Source organism: Novosphingobium profundi (genome assembly GCF_018491765.1).
Taxonomy (GTDB): Bacteria; Pseudomonadota; Alphaproteobacteria; order Sphingomonadales; family Sphingomonadaceae; genus Novosphingobium; species Novosphingobium profundi.
Genome location: NZ_JABWCU010000024.1, coordinates 39,064 through 53,541 on the forward strand (window position 1 = coordinate 39,064; position 14,478 = coordinate 53,541).

At 65.4% G+C, this 14,478-nt stretch carries 13 protein-coding genes and 1 tRNA gene; 5 read left to right on the top strand and 9 right to left on the bottom strand.

Annotated elements, in window-relative coordinates:
- Positions 1–63: 63 nt before the first annotated feature.
- Positions 64–1,188 (top strand): fatty acid desaturase family protein, encoded by a 1,125-nt coding sequence (locus tag HT136_RS22725; RefSeq protein WP_214202125.1) that lies wholly within the window; start codon positions 64–66, stop codon positions 1,186–1,188.
- Positions 1,189–1,283: 95 nt separating this feature from the next.
- Here HT136_RS22725 and lptG read toward each other — a convergent pair whose 3' ends face one another.
- The 5 genes from lptG to HT136_RS22750 form a co-directional block, all read right to left on the bottom strand.
- Entirely contained in the window at positions 1,284–2,381 is a 1,098-nt protein-coding gene (gene lptG / locus HT136_RS22730; protein ID WP_214202126.1) for an LPS export ABC transporter permease LptG, read from the bottom strand.
- A 1-nt stretch (position 2,382) separates the two neighbouring features.
- A complete protein-coding gene (gene lptF, locus HT136_RS22735; RefSeq protein ID WP_214202127.1) occupies positions 2,383–3,621 on the bottom strand; it encodes an LPS export ABC transporter permease LptF in 1,239 nt (412 codons plus the stop codon).
- 234 nt (positions 3,622–3,855) lie between these two features.
- Positions 3,856–4,215 carry an ATP-dependent Clp protease adapter ClpS gene (clpS, locus tag HT136_RS22740; RefSeq protein ID WP_246544198.1) on the bottom strand — a complete coding sequence of 120 codons (360 nt, stop codon included), beginning with the start codon at positions 4,213–4,215 and terminating at the stop codon, positions 3,856–3,858.
- Positions 4,216–4,381: 166 nt separating this feature from the next.
- Positions 4,382–5,293 (bottom strand): phasin family protein, encoded by a 912-nt coding sequence (locus HT136_RS22745; RefSeq protein ID WP_214202128.1) that lies wholly within the window; start codon positions 5,291–5,293, stop codon positions 4,382–4,384.
- Positions 5,294–5,568: 275 nt separating this feature from the next.
- The gene (locus tag HT136_RS22750; protein WP_214202129.1) at positions 5,569–7,446 is read right to left on the bottom strand and encodes a PHA/PHB synthase family protein; all 1,878 of its coding nucleotides are present in this window, start codon (positions 7,444–7,446) and stop codon (positions 5,569–5,571) included.
- 249 nt (positions 7,447–7,695) lie between these two features.
- Here HT136_RS22750 and HT136_RS22755 point away from each other — a divergent pair, with 249 nt between their 5' ends.
- Complete coding sequence (locus HT136_RS22755; protein WP_214202130.1) at positions 7,696–8,898, top strand: LL-diaminopimelate aminotransferase; 1,203 nt, start codon at positions 7,696–7,698, stop codon at positions 8,896–8,898.
- Between the two features lie 124 nt (positions 8,899–9,022).
- Positions 9,023–9,805 carry a winged helix-turn-helix domain-containing protein gene (locus HT136_RS22760; protein WP_246544201.1) on the top strand — a complete coding sequence of 261 codons (783 nt, stop codon included), beginning with the start codon at positions 9,023–9,025 and terminating at the stop codon, positions 9,803–9,805.
- A 72-nt stretch (positions 9,806–9,877) separates the two neighbouring features.
- Here the strand turns inward: HT136_RS22760 and HT136_RS22765 are convergent, their stop codons facing one another.
- Positions 9,878–10,405: a molybdenum cofactor guanylyltransferase gene (locus tag HT136_RS22765; RefSeq protein WP_214202131.1), complete on the bottom strand. Its 528-nt coding sequence runs from the start codon at positions 10,403–10,405 to the stop codon at positions 9,878–9,880.
- A gap of 131 nt (positions 10,406–10,536) precedes the next feature.
- Between HT136_RS22765 and HT136_RS22770 the strand changes: the two genes are divergently transcribed.
- Both HT136_RS22770 and HT136_RS22775 read left to right on the top strand, forming a co-directional pair.
- The gene (locus HT136_RS22770; protein WP_214202132.1) at positions 10,537–11,922 is read left to right on the top strand and encodes an RNB domain-containing ribonuclease; all 1,386 of its coding nucleotides are present in this window, start codon (positions 10,537–10,539) and stop codon (positions 11,920–11,922) included.
- 82 nt (positions 11,923–12,004) lie between these two features.
- Positions 12,005–12,078: transfer RNA gene (locus HT136_RS22775), tRNA-Cys, on the top strand.
- 54 nt (positions 12,079–12,132) lie between these two features.
- On the opposite strand, the gene HT136_RS22780 is transcribed toward HT136_RS22775, so the two are convergent.
- The 3 genes from HT136_RS22780 to HT136_RS22790 all read right to left on the bottom strand — a co-directional run bounded on the left by HT136_RS22780 (position 12,133) and on the right by HT136_RS22790 (position 14,478).
- Positions 12,133–12,456 carry a hypothetical protein gene (locus HT136_RS22780; RefSeq protein WP_214202133.1) on the bottom strand — a complete coding sequence of 108 codons (324 nt, stop codon included), beginning with the start codon at positions 12,454–12,456 and terminating at the stop codon, positions 12,133–12,135.
- Between the two features lie 169 nt (positions 12,457–12,625).
- A complete protein-coding gene (locus HT136_RS22785; RefSeq protein ID WP_214202134.1) occupies positions 12,626–13,528 on the bottom strand; it encodes an SDR family NAD(P)-dependent oxidoreductase in 903 nt (300 codons plus the stop codon).
- Positions 13,529–13,542: 14 nt separating this feature from the next.
- Positions 13,543–14,478 (bottom strand): SDR family NAD(P)-dependent oxidoreductase, encoded by a 936-nt coding sequence (locus HT136_RS22790; protein ID WP_214202135.1) that lies wholly within the window; start codon positions 14,476–14,478, stop codon positions 13,543–13,545.

Sequence of the window (14,478 nt, forward strand, 5' to 3'; positions counted from 1 at the left end):
CACGCCTGCTTGCGCCAACGTGGATCGCATGCCCTGCCAAGGGTCTGAACTGGAATTGATTGCATGATTGCTCGAGAAGCCGTCGAACTGAACCCGCCCGTGGAGGGCCAGCCCGCGTCGCCCGCAAGGACCCCCTTGCGCCCGGTCGATACGACTTCGTGGCACGCCCAGATCCCCGAGGATCGCGAGATGCTGCGCGCTGCCGCCAAGCTCACCCGCGACATCGCCCGCGCGCGGCCCGAGATCTACTGGCCCGACATGCTCGTCTCGGCCGCGCTCGGCTACGGCGCGGTGGCGGGCGCGATCCTGGTCCACAGCACCGTGCTGGCGGTGGCGCTCGGCCTGTTCGCCGCGCTCGCGCTCTACCGCGCGCTGCTGTTCATCCATGAGCTGACCCACATGCACCGCGACGCGCTGCCCGGCTTCCGCTTCGCCTGGAACCTCCTGGTCGGCATCCCGATGCTGATTCCTTCCTTCATGTACGAGGGCGTCCACGCGCAACACCACTCGCGCAAGCGCTATGGCACGATCGAGGACCCCGAGTACCTGCCGCTTGCCCTGATGAAGCCGTGGAGCCTGCCGGTCTTCGCGCTCACCGCGATCCTGCTGCCGCCCGCGCTGCTGATCCGCTCGGCGCTGCTGGTGCCGCTCGGCCTGATCGTCCCGCCCTTGCGCACGCTGGTGTGGGAGCGCGCCTCGGCGCTCGCAATCAACCCGCGCTACCGCCGCGAGAAGCCCAGGGGTGCCTTTGCGCGCATGGTGTTCTGGCAGGAGCTGGGTTGCTCGGTTTGGGCCATCGCGGTCCTCGCCGCGAGCTACAGCTACGGCTGGCGCCCGCTGCTGATCGCGCTCGCGATCGTCTCTCTCACCGCCTTCCTCAACCAGGTTCGCACGCTCGTCGCGCACTTGTGGGAAAACGACGGCGCCGAAATGACGCTGACCGCGCAGTACCTCGATTCGGTGAACGTGCCGCCCCCGGCGCTGCTTTCGCCGCTCTGGGCCCCGGTCGGCCTGCGCTACCACGCGCTGCACCACCTGTTGCCCTCGATGCCCTACCATTCGCTCAACGAGTGCCACCGCCGCCTCGCCGCGCATCTGGGCGTGGACTCGACTTACGAGCGGGCCAACTATTCCGGCCTGGTTCCGCTGCTGGGACGACTCGTGCGCGGCACGCTCAAGGCGCGCTGAGCCCCGCCTTCCCCAACGCGACATAAAAAAAAACAGAGGCCGGGGTGGCGAATGCCACCCCGGCCTCTGTTTTTAAGGGTGCGAACTTGCGGGCTCTATTCCTCGGTCCGGATCAGCACCGCCTCACCGATCAGTGCAAAGAGCACGAACGGCGCCCAGGCCGCCACCAGCGGAGGGTAGCCGCCGAAATTGCCCATCGCGAGCGCCGCATTGTCGAGCACGAAGTACGCGAAACCCAGCGCCATGCCTGCGATCGAGCGGATCAGCAGCTGGCCCGAGCGGGCAAGGCCGAAACCCGCCACCGCTCCCAAAAGCGGCATCAGGATCGAGGCCATGGGCCCCGAGATCTTGTGCCACCAGGCGGCCTCGTAAGTGCTCGTGCGCCGCCCGGCGATGCGCAGCGCATTGATCGAGTGCGCCAGCGTCACGATGTCCTCGCCGTCGGCATCGACCTTGGAAAGGCTGAGCTTGGCGGGTGTCACACCCCGCGCGATGACCAGCGAAGGAATTTTCGAGGTGGTGGTGCCCGCCACGTCGAACACGGTGGCCCCGGCGAGCTTCCAGCCCGGATTGGCGTACGTCGCCTTGTCCGAACGGATCTGGCGGGTGATCATGTCGTGTTCGTCGCGCTCGTAGAAGGTGACGCCGGTGAGAACGATCCCGGCGCCCTCGCCCGTCATCGTGCGCGCCGTCATCAGATCGGCCCCGTCGGCGAGGTATATGTTGCTGCGCACGCTCGAGGCCGCGGGCACGGGCCCGTAGTCCACCGCCTCCCAGGCGTCGAGCGCAGCCGAAGCGCGCGTCACCACGCGTTCGTTGAACGCGAAGCTGAGGCCCGCGATCACGGTCGCGCTCAGCAGCAACGGGGCAAGGATCTGGTGCGCCGAAAGGCCCGAGGCCTTCATCGAGATCACTTCGCTGTTCTGGTTGAGCGTGGCCAGCGTGATGATCGTCGCCAGCAGCACCGAATAGGGCAGGAAACGCGCAACCAGCTGCGGGATGCGCAGCGAGACGTAATAGAGAAGCTGCGCTTCGCCATTGCCCTTGTAAGCGAGGATGTCGCCGCTCGTACCCAGGAGATCGAGCACCTGGAGGACCATCACCAGCATGATCAGCATGGCCGCGATGCGGGTGACGAACAGGCGCGCGAGGTATCCGGTGAGCGTGCGCGAGGGAAAGAATTCGAAGATCATATCAGATGAGGTCCTGCGGCTCGGGCAGGACCGGGCCGTGGCTGCGGCGCCGACGCCGCAAGAGCGACTTGAAGCGCTTGGAGACCTTCTCAAAGCCCTTCTCGAGCCAGCCGATCGCCTGGCCGCCCGGCACGTAGGCCACGCGGTAGTACATCCACAGGATCAGGGCAGCGAGCACCACGAAAGGTCCCCAAAGGCCCAGAATCGGATCTATCCGGCCGAGCGCAGCGACGTCGTTCGCGTACTGGTTGACCTTGTGGTAGGCGACGATGATCACGATCGAGACGAACAGGCCGAGCGAGGACGTCGAGCGCTTGGGCGGGATCGCCAGCGCCACCGCCAGCAAGGGCAGGAGCAGCATCATCACCACTTCGACCATGCGGTAGTTGAAGTTGGCCTGGCTCGAGGCGCGCTCTTCCGCGGTCTGGGGCGTGTCCTTGTTCCAGCCCAGCTTCATGAGTTCGGGCAGGAGATACTCGCGGCTCTCGCCGCCGCGCTGGCGGAACTTCTCGATCGCAGGCAATTCGATCGGCAGGTCGTGGCGCGTGAAGGAAAGCACGCGCGGCGCATCGCCTGGCATGTCCTGGATGATCTGGCCCTGCTCAAGGCGCAGGATAATCGTGTCGGGCGAGCCCTTGAGTGCGAGGAAACGTCCCTCCCGCGCGGAAATCGAAAGCACCTGGCCCTTGGTGTTGGCGACGCGCGCGAAGATGCCGATCAGGCGGCGGCCCTCGTCCTGGCTCTCGTCGATGCGCAGCGCGATGCGATCCTTGAGCGTGGTAAACTCGCCCACCTTGATCGAGGCACCCAGCGCGCCCGACTTCAGCTCGTAGTTGAGCTGCTCGTAGTAGTAGCGCGAAAGCGGCTGAAGATAGCCCACGATCGCGAAGTTCACGCCCACCAGAATCAAGGTGATGATGTAGGGCACGCGCAGCATGCGCGTGTAGCTGAGGCCCACCGCGCGCATCACGTCGAGCTCGCTCGTCGTCGCCAGCTTGCGGAAGGCCAGCAGAATGCCCAGCATCAGCCCGAGCGGAATGGCGAGGCTGGCGTACTCGGGCAACATGTTGGCGAGCAGCTTGAAGACGACGCCAACCGGACCGCCCTCGGTCGCAACGAAGTCGAACAGCCGAAGCATCTTGTCGAGCACGAGCAACGAGGCCGCGAGCACGAAAATGCCCAGCATCGGCATCAGCACGAGGCGCAGGATATAGCGGTCTATGGCGTTCAAAAATTTCACGTAGTCGTCATCACAGAGCCGGGTTCGCATCGGGCCTTAACGGCTCGCCGCGCCATGGCAAAGCGAATTGTCGCTCCGCCCGGCGGCGGCACGCCATCATTCGTCGACGAGGTCCGAGAGAGAACATGGCCTTGCCCGCCGGGCAAGCCGCGCGCGCGCGCCAAGCGCACGTGCAGTGCCCTCTTGGCTGGCCGATCCGCGATCACCCGCGCCCTTGCCCGCGACCTGGAAACGTCAGGCCTTTTCGAGCGTGCACTGGAGCGGATGCTGGTTCTGCCGGGCGAAGTCCATCACCTGGTTCACCTTGGTTTCCGCGATTTCGTAGGGAAAGATGCCACAGACGCCGACGCCCTTCTGGTGGACGTGCAGCATGACCCGCGTCGCCTGTTCGAGATCCATGTGGAAGAAGCGCTTGAGGACCATCACCACGAATTCCATCGGCGTGTAGTCGTCGTTGAGCATCAGCACCTTGAACTGGCTCGGTTTCTTCGGCTTGGCGCGGGTCTTCGTGGCAATGCCGAGCTGGTCGTCGTCCCCTGCGCCGGAGTCGCCATCGCCCGCCCCTAGTGGCAAAAACGGGGAAACGAGGGTCATAGAGGAATCGTCGAAGGGGTAAGCCATAGCTTCTGAATATCGCAAAGGGAGCCCCTTTCTACAAGACGCTCCCTTGCAAGGTATCCCGAATTAAGCGGCGAAACGAGCGGGGAAGCGGCTCAACGCGCCACCCCGCCGGATCGATCGAGCCGCTTTTTTCGTGCGATCAGAACGCGCTGGCGCTGCGCGCCTTTTCCATCGCCATGCTGACGCGGCCCGACAGCGGCGCGAAGGCATCGCTCATGAGCTTGAGCATGGCTTCGCTGTTCTTCGAGCCGGTCGCGACCGCGCTGTCGAAGTTCTTGCGGACCATGTCGCCCTGCAGCTTGAAGAAATCGGTCGGCGACTTGGCCGCGGCCAGTTCCTTGATGTCACCCGACATGGCTTCGAAGGCGGTGCGCCCTTCGCTCACCAGTTCCGAACCGAAGCTCTGCATGCCTTCGGCGAAGATCTTGCCCGATTCCATCATGGCCTCGACGTTACCCTTGGTGAAATCCGAAGCTTCGCCCATCATGGTCGTACCCTTTTCGAAAGCTTCCTTGGCCTTGGTCTGTGCCTCGGCAATCGCGTCCTGGAAGCTGGTGAAGTTAGCGCTCATGTCCATTGTCGTATCCTCGAGCATGAAGTTGGTGAGTAGCCCGGCAAACGCGGGAGCAGTAGGTTTGGAAGCGGTCTTGGGCGCCGCCTTCGGTTTCGCCACCTTCGGGCTCGCCCCGGCCTTGGCCGGCTTCTCTTCAGCCCTGGTAACAATCGGTGTCGGTGCGCTGGGCGCAGCCGGGGTTTCCATCGCGGTGGCCACGCCTTCCACTGCGGGTTCGGGCGCCGCCACCGGCTCGGCCGACGCGACCGCTTCGGCAGCAGGTTCGGAAGGCGCAGGCTCGGGAGCCTTGATCGGAGCGGCCACCTTGGCCACGGCAGGCTTGGCCACGGCGGCCTTAGCCGCCACAGGCTTCGTAACCGCTGCCTTGCGCGGACCCGGTTTCTTGGCCGGAGCCTTGGTCAGCGCAGGCTTGCGCGTCGCCTTTCGCGACGCGGGCTTGGGCGTAACAGAACTTTTCGGAGTTTCGTCGTCAGCCATTCCACGAATCCAGCTTGGTTGCAGCATTCACTTACGGAAGGTGCTCAAACCTTTCGGAATTCTCTCCCGACCCAGGCGCTCGAGCGAACCTTTGTTGCAGTGCACAATATGGATTGTGCCGCATAAAGTCAAGGTCAGCTGCATCGAAACCCGACGGAATGCGTCGCATTGCAGCACGCTTTACGCAATGTGACAGAAAGTTAATGCGCACACCGTGCTCAAGGCACGCTTCGCCCCGTTGCGCGTGTCGGAAAGGCGCCCGCGCGCCCGCGCGCTCAGCGCATCATCACATAACGCCCGGGCGCATCCTCGATCACGGCATCGCCGCGCCCCCCGGGTCGCCGCTTGCCGCGCGCCGAAACCGTCTCTGCGTCGATCGCGCGCAGCCAATCCGCCCAATGCGGCCACCAGCTGCCCTTGGTCTCCTTCGCACCCTCGACGAAGGCCGCAAGGTCCTGCGGATCGCCGTCGTTGGTCCAGTACTGGTACTTGCCGGTGGACGGCGGATTGACGACGCCCGCGATATGCCCCGATCCCGCCAGGAGGTAGGTCCAGGGGCCGGCGAGATAGCGGGTCAACTTCCACACGCTCTGCGGCGGCGCGATATGATCCTCGCGTCCGGCCTGAATGTAGCAGGGCGTCGCGATACGGTGCAGGTCGATCGGCACGCCCAGCGCCTTGAGCGAATCCGGCACCACCAGCCGGTTGTCGCGATAGAGGTCGCGCAAATAGTCGCGATGCCAGCGCGCCGGCAGGTTGGTGACGTCCCCGTTCCAGTGGAGAAGGTCGAAGGCGGGATGCTCCTCGCCCTTCAGGTAGTTCTTCTCGACGTAATTCCAGATCAGGTCGTTGCCGCGCAGCAGGTTGAACGAAGCCGCGAGGTAGCGTCCATCGATGTAGCCCTCGGGCGCGAGCAACGCGAGATTGTCGATCTGCTGGCTGTCGACGAAATTCTTGAGGTCGCCCGCCTCCTCGAAATCGACTTGCGCGGTGAAGAAGGTCGCGCTCGCGACCGCCTCGGCCAGCCCCTTGCGCGCGAGGACCGCAAGAGTGGCCGCCAGCGTGGTTCCCGCCACGCAATAGCCGATGGTGTGGACCGAAGGCACCTTGAGGCGGGCGCGCACGTGCTCGATCGCCTCGATTTGCGCGGCCACGTAGTCGTCCCAGGCCAGTTCGGCCATCGTCGCGTCGGCCGACTTCCACGAGACCATGAATACGCTCACACCCTGCTCGACCGCCCAGCGCACGAAGCTCTTCCGGGCGTTGAGATCGAGGATGTAGAAGCGGTTGATCCACGGCGGGAAGATGACCAGCGGGGTCTTGAGCACCTTGTCAGTGGTCGGCGTGTACTGGATGAGCTGAAACAGCGGGGTCTCGAAGACCACCTTGCCCGGCGTCACCGCGATGTTCTCGCCGAGACGGAAGGCACCGGGGCTGGTGTGGGTGACCTGCCCCTTGCGCAAGTCCTGCACGAAATTCTGGAAACCGCGTACGAGGCTCTCGCCCCCGGTCCGGTTCGCCTCGGTCAGCGCGACCGGATTGGTCAGCGGGAAGTTGGCCGGGCTGAGCGCGTCGGTCAGCGCGCGCGTGGCGAAGAGCAACTGCGCCTTGCGCGCCGGCTCCATCCCCTCGGTGCCCTCGGCAAGCTCGACCACCTCGCGGCGGAACAACAGGTAGAGCTGGTGGAGCAGCGCGAAGAACGGGGTCGAACGCCATTCCTGCGCCGCGAAGCGCGAATCCGACAATGGCAGAACCGGGTCCGGCGCCGCCCCGTCGTCGGTGCCGAAGGTCGCGGCCTCGCCGACACCGTATTGGCCCAGAACGGTCTGGACCAGTTCGAGCCCTTCGCTCCAAAGCCGCTGCTGCACCTCGGGGCGCGAGAGCGGGAGCAGGCGCAGCACCGATTCCAACGTCCCGATCCACTTGATCGGATCGGCGAAATGCGCCGGCTTGCCCTCGGACCCACGGCTGAGCTGCTCGACCTGGTAGTCGGTCCAGATCGAATGCATGCGCCCCGCGATTTCCGCCCAGTGCACTGCGACCTCGGCCTCGGGACTGCCCTCCTCGGGGGTGAGCCGGCCGAACAGCTCGTTCATGCCCTGGGCCTGGCCTCGGAGGATCTCGGTCAGATATTCTGCGGCGTCCTGCGCCATGCGGCCCACTCCTTCCCTCTCGTTCGCCCGCACGCCCGCGCCGTGGGCACGCGAAGGCTCCGACCCGCCTTGTCTGGCCCAATGCTCGAGCCCTGTCGAGGGGCTTTGCACCCTTGCGCCCAAGCCATCGATCGGCGCTGCACGAAAGAAAATTTGCGCAGAACACCCATTTGCGTGAGCTTCGTTATCCACTAGAGGAGCGCGAGGGCATTTCCGCCCCGCACAGACATGGAATTTAGAAGATAGGTCATGGAAGACGAGTTCTACCGCATCAAGCGCCTGCCGCCCTACGTCATCGCCGAAGTCAACGCGATGCGTCACGCGGCCCGGCGAGCGGGACAGGACATCATCGACCTGGGCATGGGCAACCCCGACCTGCCCCCGCCCCAGCACGTCATCGACAAGCTGTGTGAAGTCGCGCGCAAGGAAGATGCGCACGGCTATTCGGCCTCCTCTGGCATTCCCGGCATCCGCCGCGCCCAGGCCAACTACTACGGCCGCCGCTTCAACGTTGATCTAGATCCCGAGACCGAAGTGGTGATGACGATGGGTTCGAAGGAAGGCCTCGCCAGCCTCGCCACGGCGATCACCGCGCCCGGCGACGTCGTGCTTGCGCCCAACCCCAGCTACCCGATCCACACCTTCGGCTTCATCATCGCGGGCGCGACGATCCGCTCGGTACCGACGACGCCCGACGAGCGCTACTGGGAATCGCTTGATCGGGCGATGGCCTTCACCGTACCGCGCCCCTCGATCCTCATCGTCAACTACCCCTCGAACCCGACCGCCGAGACGGTGGACCTCGCCTTCTACGAGCGCCTCGTTGCCTGGGCGAAGGAGAACAAGGTCTGGATCCTGTCCGACCTCGCGTATTCCGAACTCTACTTCGACGGCAACCCGACCCGCTCGATCCTCGAGGTGCCCGGCGCCAAGGACGTCGCGGTCGAGTTCACCTCGATGTCGAAGACGTTCTCGATGGCAGGCTGGCGCGTCGGCTTCGCGGTGGGCAACGCCAAGTTGATCGCAGCCTTGAAGCGCGTGAAGTCCTATCTCGACTACGGCGCCTTCACTCCGATCCAGGCCGCGGCCTGCGCCGCGCTCAACGGCCCGCAGGACATCGTCGCGAAGAATCGCGAACTCTACCAGAAGCGCCGTGACGTGATGGTGGAGGCATTCGGGCGCGCGGGATGGGAAATCCCCAGCCCCAAGGCCTCGATGTTCGCCTGGGCGCCGCTGCCGCCCGCGCTCAAGGACATGGGCAGCCTCGAATTCTCCAAGCAGCTCCTCACCGAGGCACAAGTCGCGGTGGCACCGGGCGTGGGCTACGGCGAGGACGGCGAGGGATTCGTGCGCATCGCCATGGTCGAGAACGAACAGCGCCTGCGCCAGGCCGCGCGCAACATCAAGCGATTCCTTAATTCAAAGGGCGTGAATACTGGAAATTCTTCCTGAATATCAATATTTTGCAGATAATACTAAGTAAACGCCTGTAAGATTTTTGGAGTTGTAACGCCCCTCATTCCCGGTCAGCGTCGATGTCGAGAGAGCACTTTCAGGCAACGACTTGGGGATGGGAATGGGGGAAGCAATCAGCGCTGGGGGCAGCGCACCGATTTTCTGCTGGCTGGCTTCGCAGGCGTTGCCGGCCAGCCTGGATCTGCGACAGAGGGGGTGGGAACTTGTCGCCTTCGACAAGGACATGCCCGAGATACACCGGCTGATCGGCCTGATTGACCGGGCCAGCTATGAACAGGGCCATTGGGCCGAGGGGCTCGACTGCGATCCCGCGGAACGCGACCGCGCCCTGATCGTGATCGACGTATCCTGCAGTCGGGCACGTGCGCAATTGCTGCGCGCGGGGATCGGCGATGCGGTGGCACCCGACATCTTCCTCGACGAGCTCGATGCCCGCGCACGCCAAATCATGAATGGCCTGCAAAGCCTGCCGCGTGTACGCCGTATCGGCCAGCTCACGCTCGACCTGCTCGAACGCGAAGCCTATGTCGAGAGCCGGTCACTCAACCTCAATCCGCGCGAGTTCGCGCTCATCTGGCGCCTCTCGGAGACGCTGAATCGCCCGGTCAGCAAGTCTACGCTGATCCAGGACGTCTGGCGCATGGGCTTCATTCCGGAAACGAACAGCATCGCGGTGCACATGTCGCGTCTGCGCCGCAAGCTCGATCTGGTCGGAGCCAAGGACCTGATCGAAACGATTCCCGCGGGCGGCTATGCGCTGCGCACGCCGGAATCGCGTAGCGCCCGGCAGAACGACCCACGCTCGCGGCACCGGACCGAAACACCCGCTGGGGTAATCCGGACCGTCAAAAGCGTAGCTCACACCGCTACGCCAATGACCTGAGAGGCATTCGGGGGCGGGGCCGGAGCCTGGGGAGCGCACACTCCCCGGGCTCCGCGCCCGGCTGGCGATCACTCAATCCGCCCGGCCGACGAAGGCTTGCCAGTCCTCGGGCGTGTTGATGTTGGCCAGGGGCCCATCCAGTTCCACGCTGCGCGCGCCAATCCGGTCGGTCAGGGTCCGCATGGCATGGCGCGTATCCTCGCGCAGGATCTCCTCGACGGCCGCCGTGGCCGAAACCGGCCACAGACCGATGACGGGCTGATCGCGCAGGAAGGCCGGGGCCGGTGACAACCGCGCGAGCAAATCCTCGGGGAGACTTGGGCTGTCGACCGGAATCGTCAACACCAGGCTGAAATCTGCGTCCGCCGCATGCCTTAGGGCGGCCGCCAGCCCGCCGAGCGGCCCCATCCCCTCACGCGGCCAATCGGGCAAGGTGGGCGCAGGAGCTTCGGCGCGCCCCACCACCACCACCTGCTCGCACCAGCCGGCAAGTCGGTCCACCGAACGGGCGAGCAGCGTCTGACCCTCCACTTCGACGAGCGCCTTGTCGCGCCCGAAGCGCTGCGAGAGGCCTCCGGCCAGAACCGCACCGAGTATCATCGTCAGGCCTCCATTCAGGTTTCACCCTCTGAACCTGCTGGACACGATGCCCGACGGACCGTGCACCTGCAAGACCTGCCCCTCGCGTAAAAGCGCTTGTCGATCCAGAGCCTTGCAGGCACACACCGGCGATGCGCGCGCTGCACGACCCGGCGGGATGGCTCGCCAACGGCCTTTCGATCATCCGCGAGCGATACGCGGTTCCCACCAGCTTCCCCAAGGCGGTTCTCGCGGCCGCCGAAGTGGCCGCCCGCCGCGCGCCGAGCGAACACATCGATCGCACCGCGCGCCCCTTCGTCACGCTCGATCCGGCGAGCTCGACCGATCTCGACCAGGCCTTCGCGATCGAGGCGGCCGGCTCGGACTGGTTGCTTCACTACGCGATAGCCGACGTCGCCTGGTTCGTGACCGACGGCGATCCGCTCGACCAGGAAGCGTGGAAACGCGGCACGACCTGCTACCTGCCCGATGGCAAGGCGAACCTCTATCCACCCCTGCTCAGCGAGCGTTGCGCCAGCCTTCTGCCCGACGGAGATCGGCCCGCGCTGATCCTCAGCGTCCGCATCGCACCCGATGGCCGCTGCCGCCTCGACGGCGTCGAACGCGCACTGATCCGCAGCCGCGCCAAGCTCGGCTACGAAACCGTGCGCCCGGACGACTTGCCCCCAGGCTTCGACGCCATCGTCCGGCGCCTGACCCAGGCCGAGCAGGCGCGCGGCGCCTCGCGCATCGACCCGCCCGAACAGCAGCTCGAAAAGGACGGGAGCGGGACCTTCCGGCTCGGATATCGCCTTTCCGGCCCCGCCGAAGAGGGCAATGCCGCGCTTTCGCTGGCCGCGAACCTCGCCGTGGCCCAGGCCATGCTCGCAGCGCAGACCGGATTGTTCCGCACGATGCCTGCGCCCGACGCCAAGGCCGAGCAGGAACTGCGCGCCACGGCCCAGGCCTTTGGCGTTCCCTGGCCCGAGACCATGCCGCTCGCCCAGCTCGAGCGCCGGCTCGATCCACGAGATGCGTCGCACGCGGCCTTGATGATGGCAATTCGCCGCGCCGGCCACGGCGCAAGCTACAGCGGCTACCACACCGACGAATTGCCCTGGCACGCGGCGATCGGCGCGCCTTATGCGCATGCGACAGCGCCGTTGCGGCGGCTCGCCGATCGCTATGTTCTGCGCACCGTCCACGCGCTCGCGCAGGGAAAGCCGATACCTGCCTTCGTGCGCGATGCCTTTGAGACACTCCCCCCGGTCATGGCCCGCGCGGGCGCCCGCGACGCCCAGATAGAGCGCGCGGTCATCGACCTGGCCGAAGCGACGATGCTCGAACCCCTCGCCGGCTGCACCTTCGCGGCGACCGTGACCGACCGACAGGGCGAGCGAGCGCAGATCCAGCTCAACACCTTGCCGGTCATCGCGCGCCTGGCGCTGCCCGGGGCAATGCCCGGAGATCCGGTGCGCGTTCGCCTGCGCGCCGCCTACCCGCTCGAACAGCGGCTCGAATTCGAAGCTGTCGATTAAATCGGCCCCAGGTGCCATTTTGCGCGCGAATCCCATTGCGCAAGCCGCGATCCGTTGTTACTGGCGCTTCCTCCACACCGAAGGCCCGATGGCGGAGTGGTTACGCACCGGACTGCAAATCCGTTTACGCCGGTTCGATTCCGGCTCGGGCCTCCATCTCCCTACAGCTTTGCATCTTTCCGCATGCGCGGTCATCAGATCCGTGATGGGTCAGCGCGCGAAAGTGCACTTGAGCGCCGCGCGGCCCACGACGAGAGGTATCTCGGGGTCGTCCATGCGCCCCAGCTGATGCAGCAGAACATCCATTCCGCCCGGCCCGTTGCGCTTGCCGACCGCACTCACCAGCGCGCCGAGCTGCTTGAGCTGGCCGACCGAGAGATCGGAGGCGAGTGGTCTCGCCATGCACTGCGCGGTGGCCGCGGGGAGGCCGAATTCGAGCAATTTCTGCTCGATGCGTCCCTGTTTGTCGAGGCAGGCGCTTGTCGCCAGCGATATCAGGCAGGCAAGGCTCACGGTGAGGAATCGTCTATGCATCGCGCGATCTGACGGCATATTTCGCATCACGAAAGCCCTTTAGAGTCCCATAGACGCCGGATCATGCCATTTTCGACGTGGACTGAAGGCGCGCCGCGCGAGAGTTTCACGACAAGGGCCGGCCCCAGCCGGGACCGGCCCCGTCATAGTCCAGGATGCAGGCCCGCCGCTATCCGAGCGCGCGGGCGACCTCGCGGGCCTGTTTGTAGCTGGCCCGCCGTCCGGCCTCGATCTTGAGGCGGTCGGCGAGTCCCGGATCCTCGGGATAGTCGCGAAACTCGTCGAGGACCTCGTCGAAGACCTCGCGCAGTTCGTCGCGGAATTCGGGATGCGAGAAAATGTAGAAGCGGTTCTGCCTGATCGCCTCGAGCGTTCGCGCCGCGATCACTTCCGGCTCCATCCCCGCCTCGTGCAGCTTTTCCAGGTTGCTCACGAACTCGGTGTTCACGTCTTTCGCCGTGCCCTTGAGCGCATCGGGACGGATCGCATCGCTGGCGTAGATATAGGTCTTCACCAGCCCCGGGCAGAGCATCGAGACCCCGATCCCGTGGGGCGCAAGACTATAGCGCAAGGATTCGCTGAGACCGCGCACCGCGAACTTGGTGGTGTTGTAGATCCCCGGCGCGCCGTTGCACAGGAACGCGGCCATCGAGGCAGTGTTGCACACGTGCCCGCCCAGCCCGTGCGCCTTCATGCGCGGCACGAACGTGGTCACCCCGTTGATCACCCCGTGCAGGTTGACTCCCAGCAGCCAGTCCCAATCGTCGTAGGAACTGTCGTCTATGGTCTGAAAGAGGTTCACGCCTGCGTTGTTGAACAGCAGGCTGACGGGACCGAGTTCGGCTTCCACCCGGTCGGCCGCCTCGGCGTAGGCCTCGCGCGAGGAGACGTCGAGCTTCACGCCCATCACGTGCTGGTTCTCGAGCAGCTTGAGTGCGGCCTCGATCGAATCCTCGCGCACGTCGGCGATCGCCACCTTGCACCCTTCGGCAAGCAGCGCACGGGCAATTCCCAGGCCCACGCCATTGGCGCCCCCGGTCACGAAGGCGGTGCGTCCGGCTAGTTCGGTCATGATCTCTTCTCCCCTCAGGCCACGCCCGTCTCGGCCATCTGCGCCGCGCGCAGGGCGTTCTGACGGCCGAGTTCCTGGGTTATCGCCGGATTGCGGAACAGGATCGCGAACGTCTGCTTGTACTCCTCGTTCTCGGGAAGCTGGACCTGCACCGCGGCGGTGGTCGCCTCGCCGCGCTCCTTCACGCCAACGAGGAATTCGGCGTGGGTGAGGATGTAGAGCTCGTCGTTGAGAATGCCGGTCAGCACGCGCTGGCCGACTTCCTCCTTGGTCTGATAGAGATGGAACAGGCTGCCTCCGGCCTGACGCCCCTTGTCGGCCTCGGCGTAGCCGGTTTCGGCGAGTTCGGCAGGGCGCGTGCGCCCGGCCTCGGCGATGTTCGACTGCACCGCACCCGGACAGAACGCCGAGCAGATGATCCCGCGCGATTCCAGTTCGGGACGCATGCATTCCATCATCGAGGTGACCGCCGCCTTGCCCGAGGAATAGATCGTCGTGCCGGGTGCGGGTACGAGCGCGGACATCGAGGCGGTGTTGACGATGTGACCGCCCTCACCGTGCGCGAGCATGCGCGGGAGCATGGTGACGATGCCGTTGATGGTGCCGCCCACGTTGACGCCCATGACCCAGTCCCAGTCGGCGAAAGTGGCCAGATCGGTTGGCCCGACGACGGCGACACCTGCGTTGTTGCACAAGATGTGGATCTTGCCGAATTTCGCCTCGGTCGCATCGGCGGCGGCGGCGAAGGCGGCGCGATCGGTCACGTCGAGCTGCAGCGCAAGGACCCGTTCGCCCCCGTCGAGCTCGTCGCGCGCGGCGTCGAGATGGTCCTGGCGAATGTCAGCGATGACAACGTTCATGCCCGCGCCGAGAAGCGCCTTGGCAATTCCCAGGCCGATCCCGCTGGCGCCGCCTGTAACAAAGGCCGTCTTGCCCGGTAGATCCTGCAT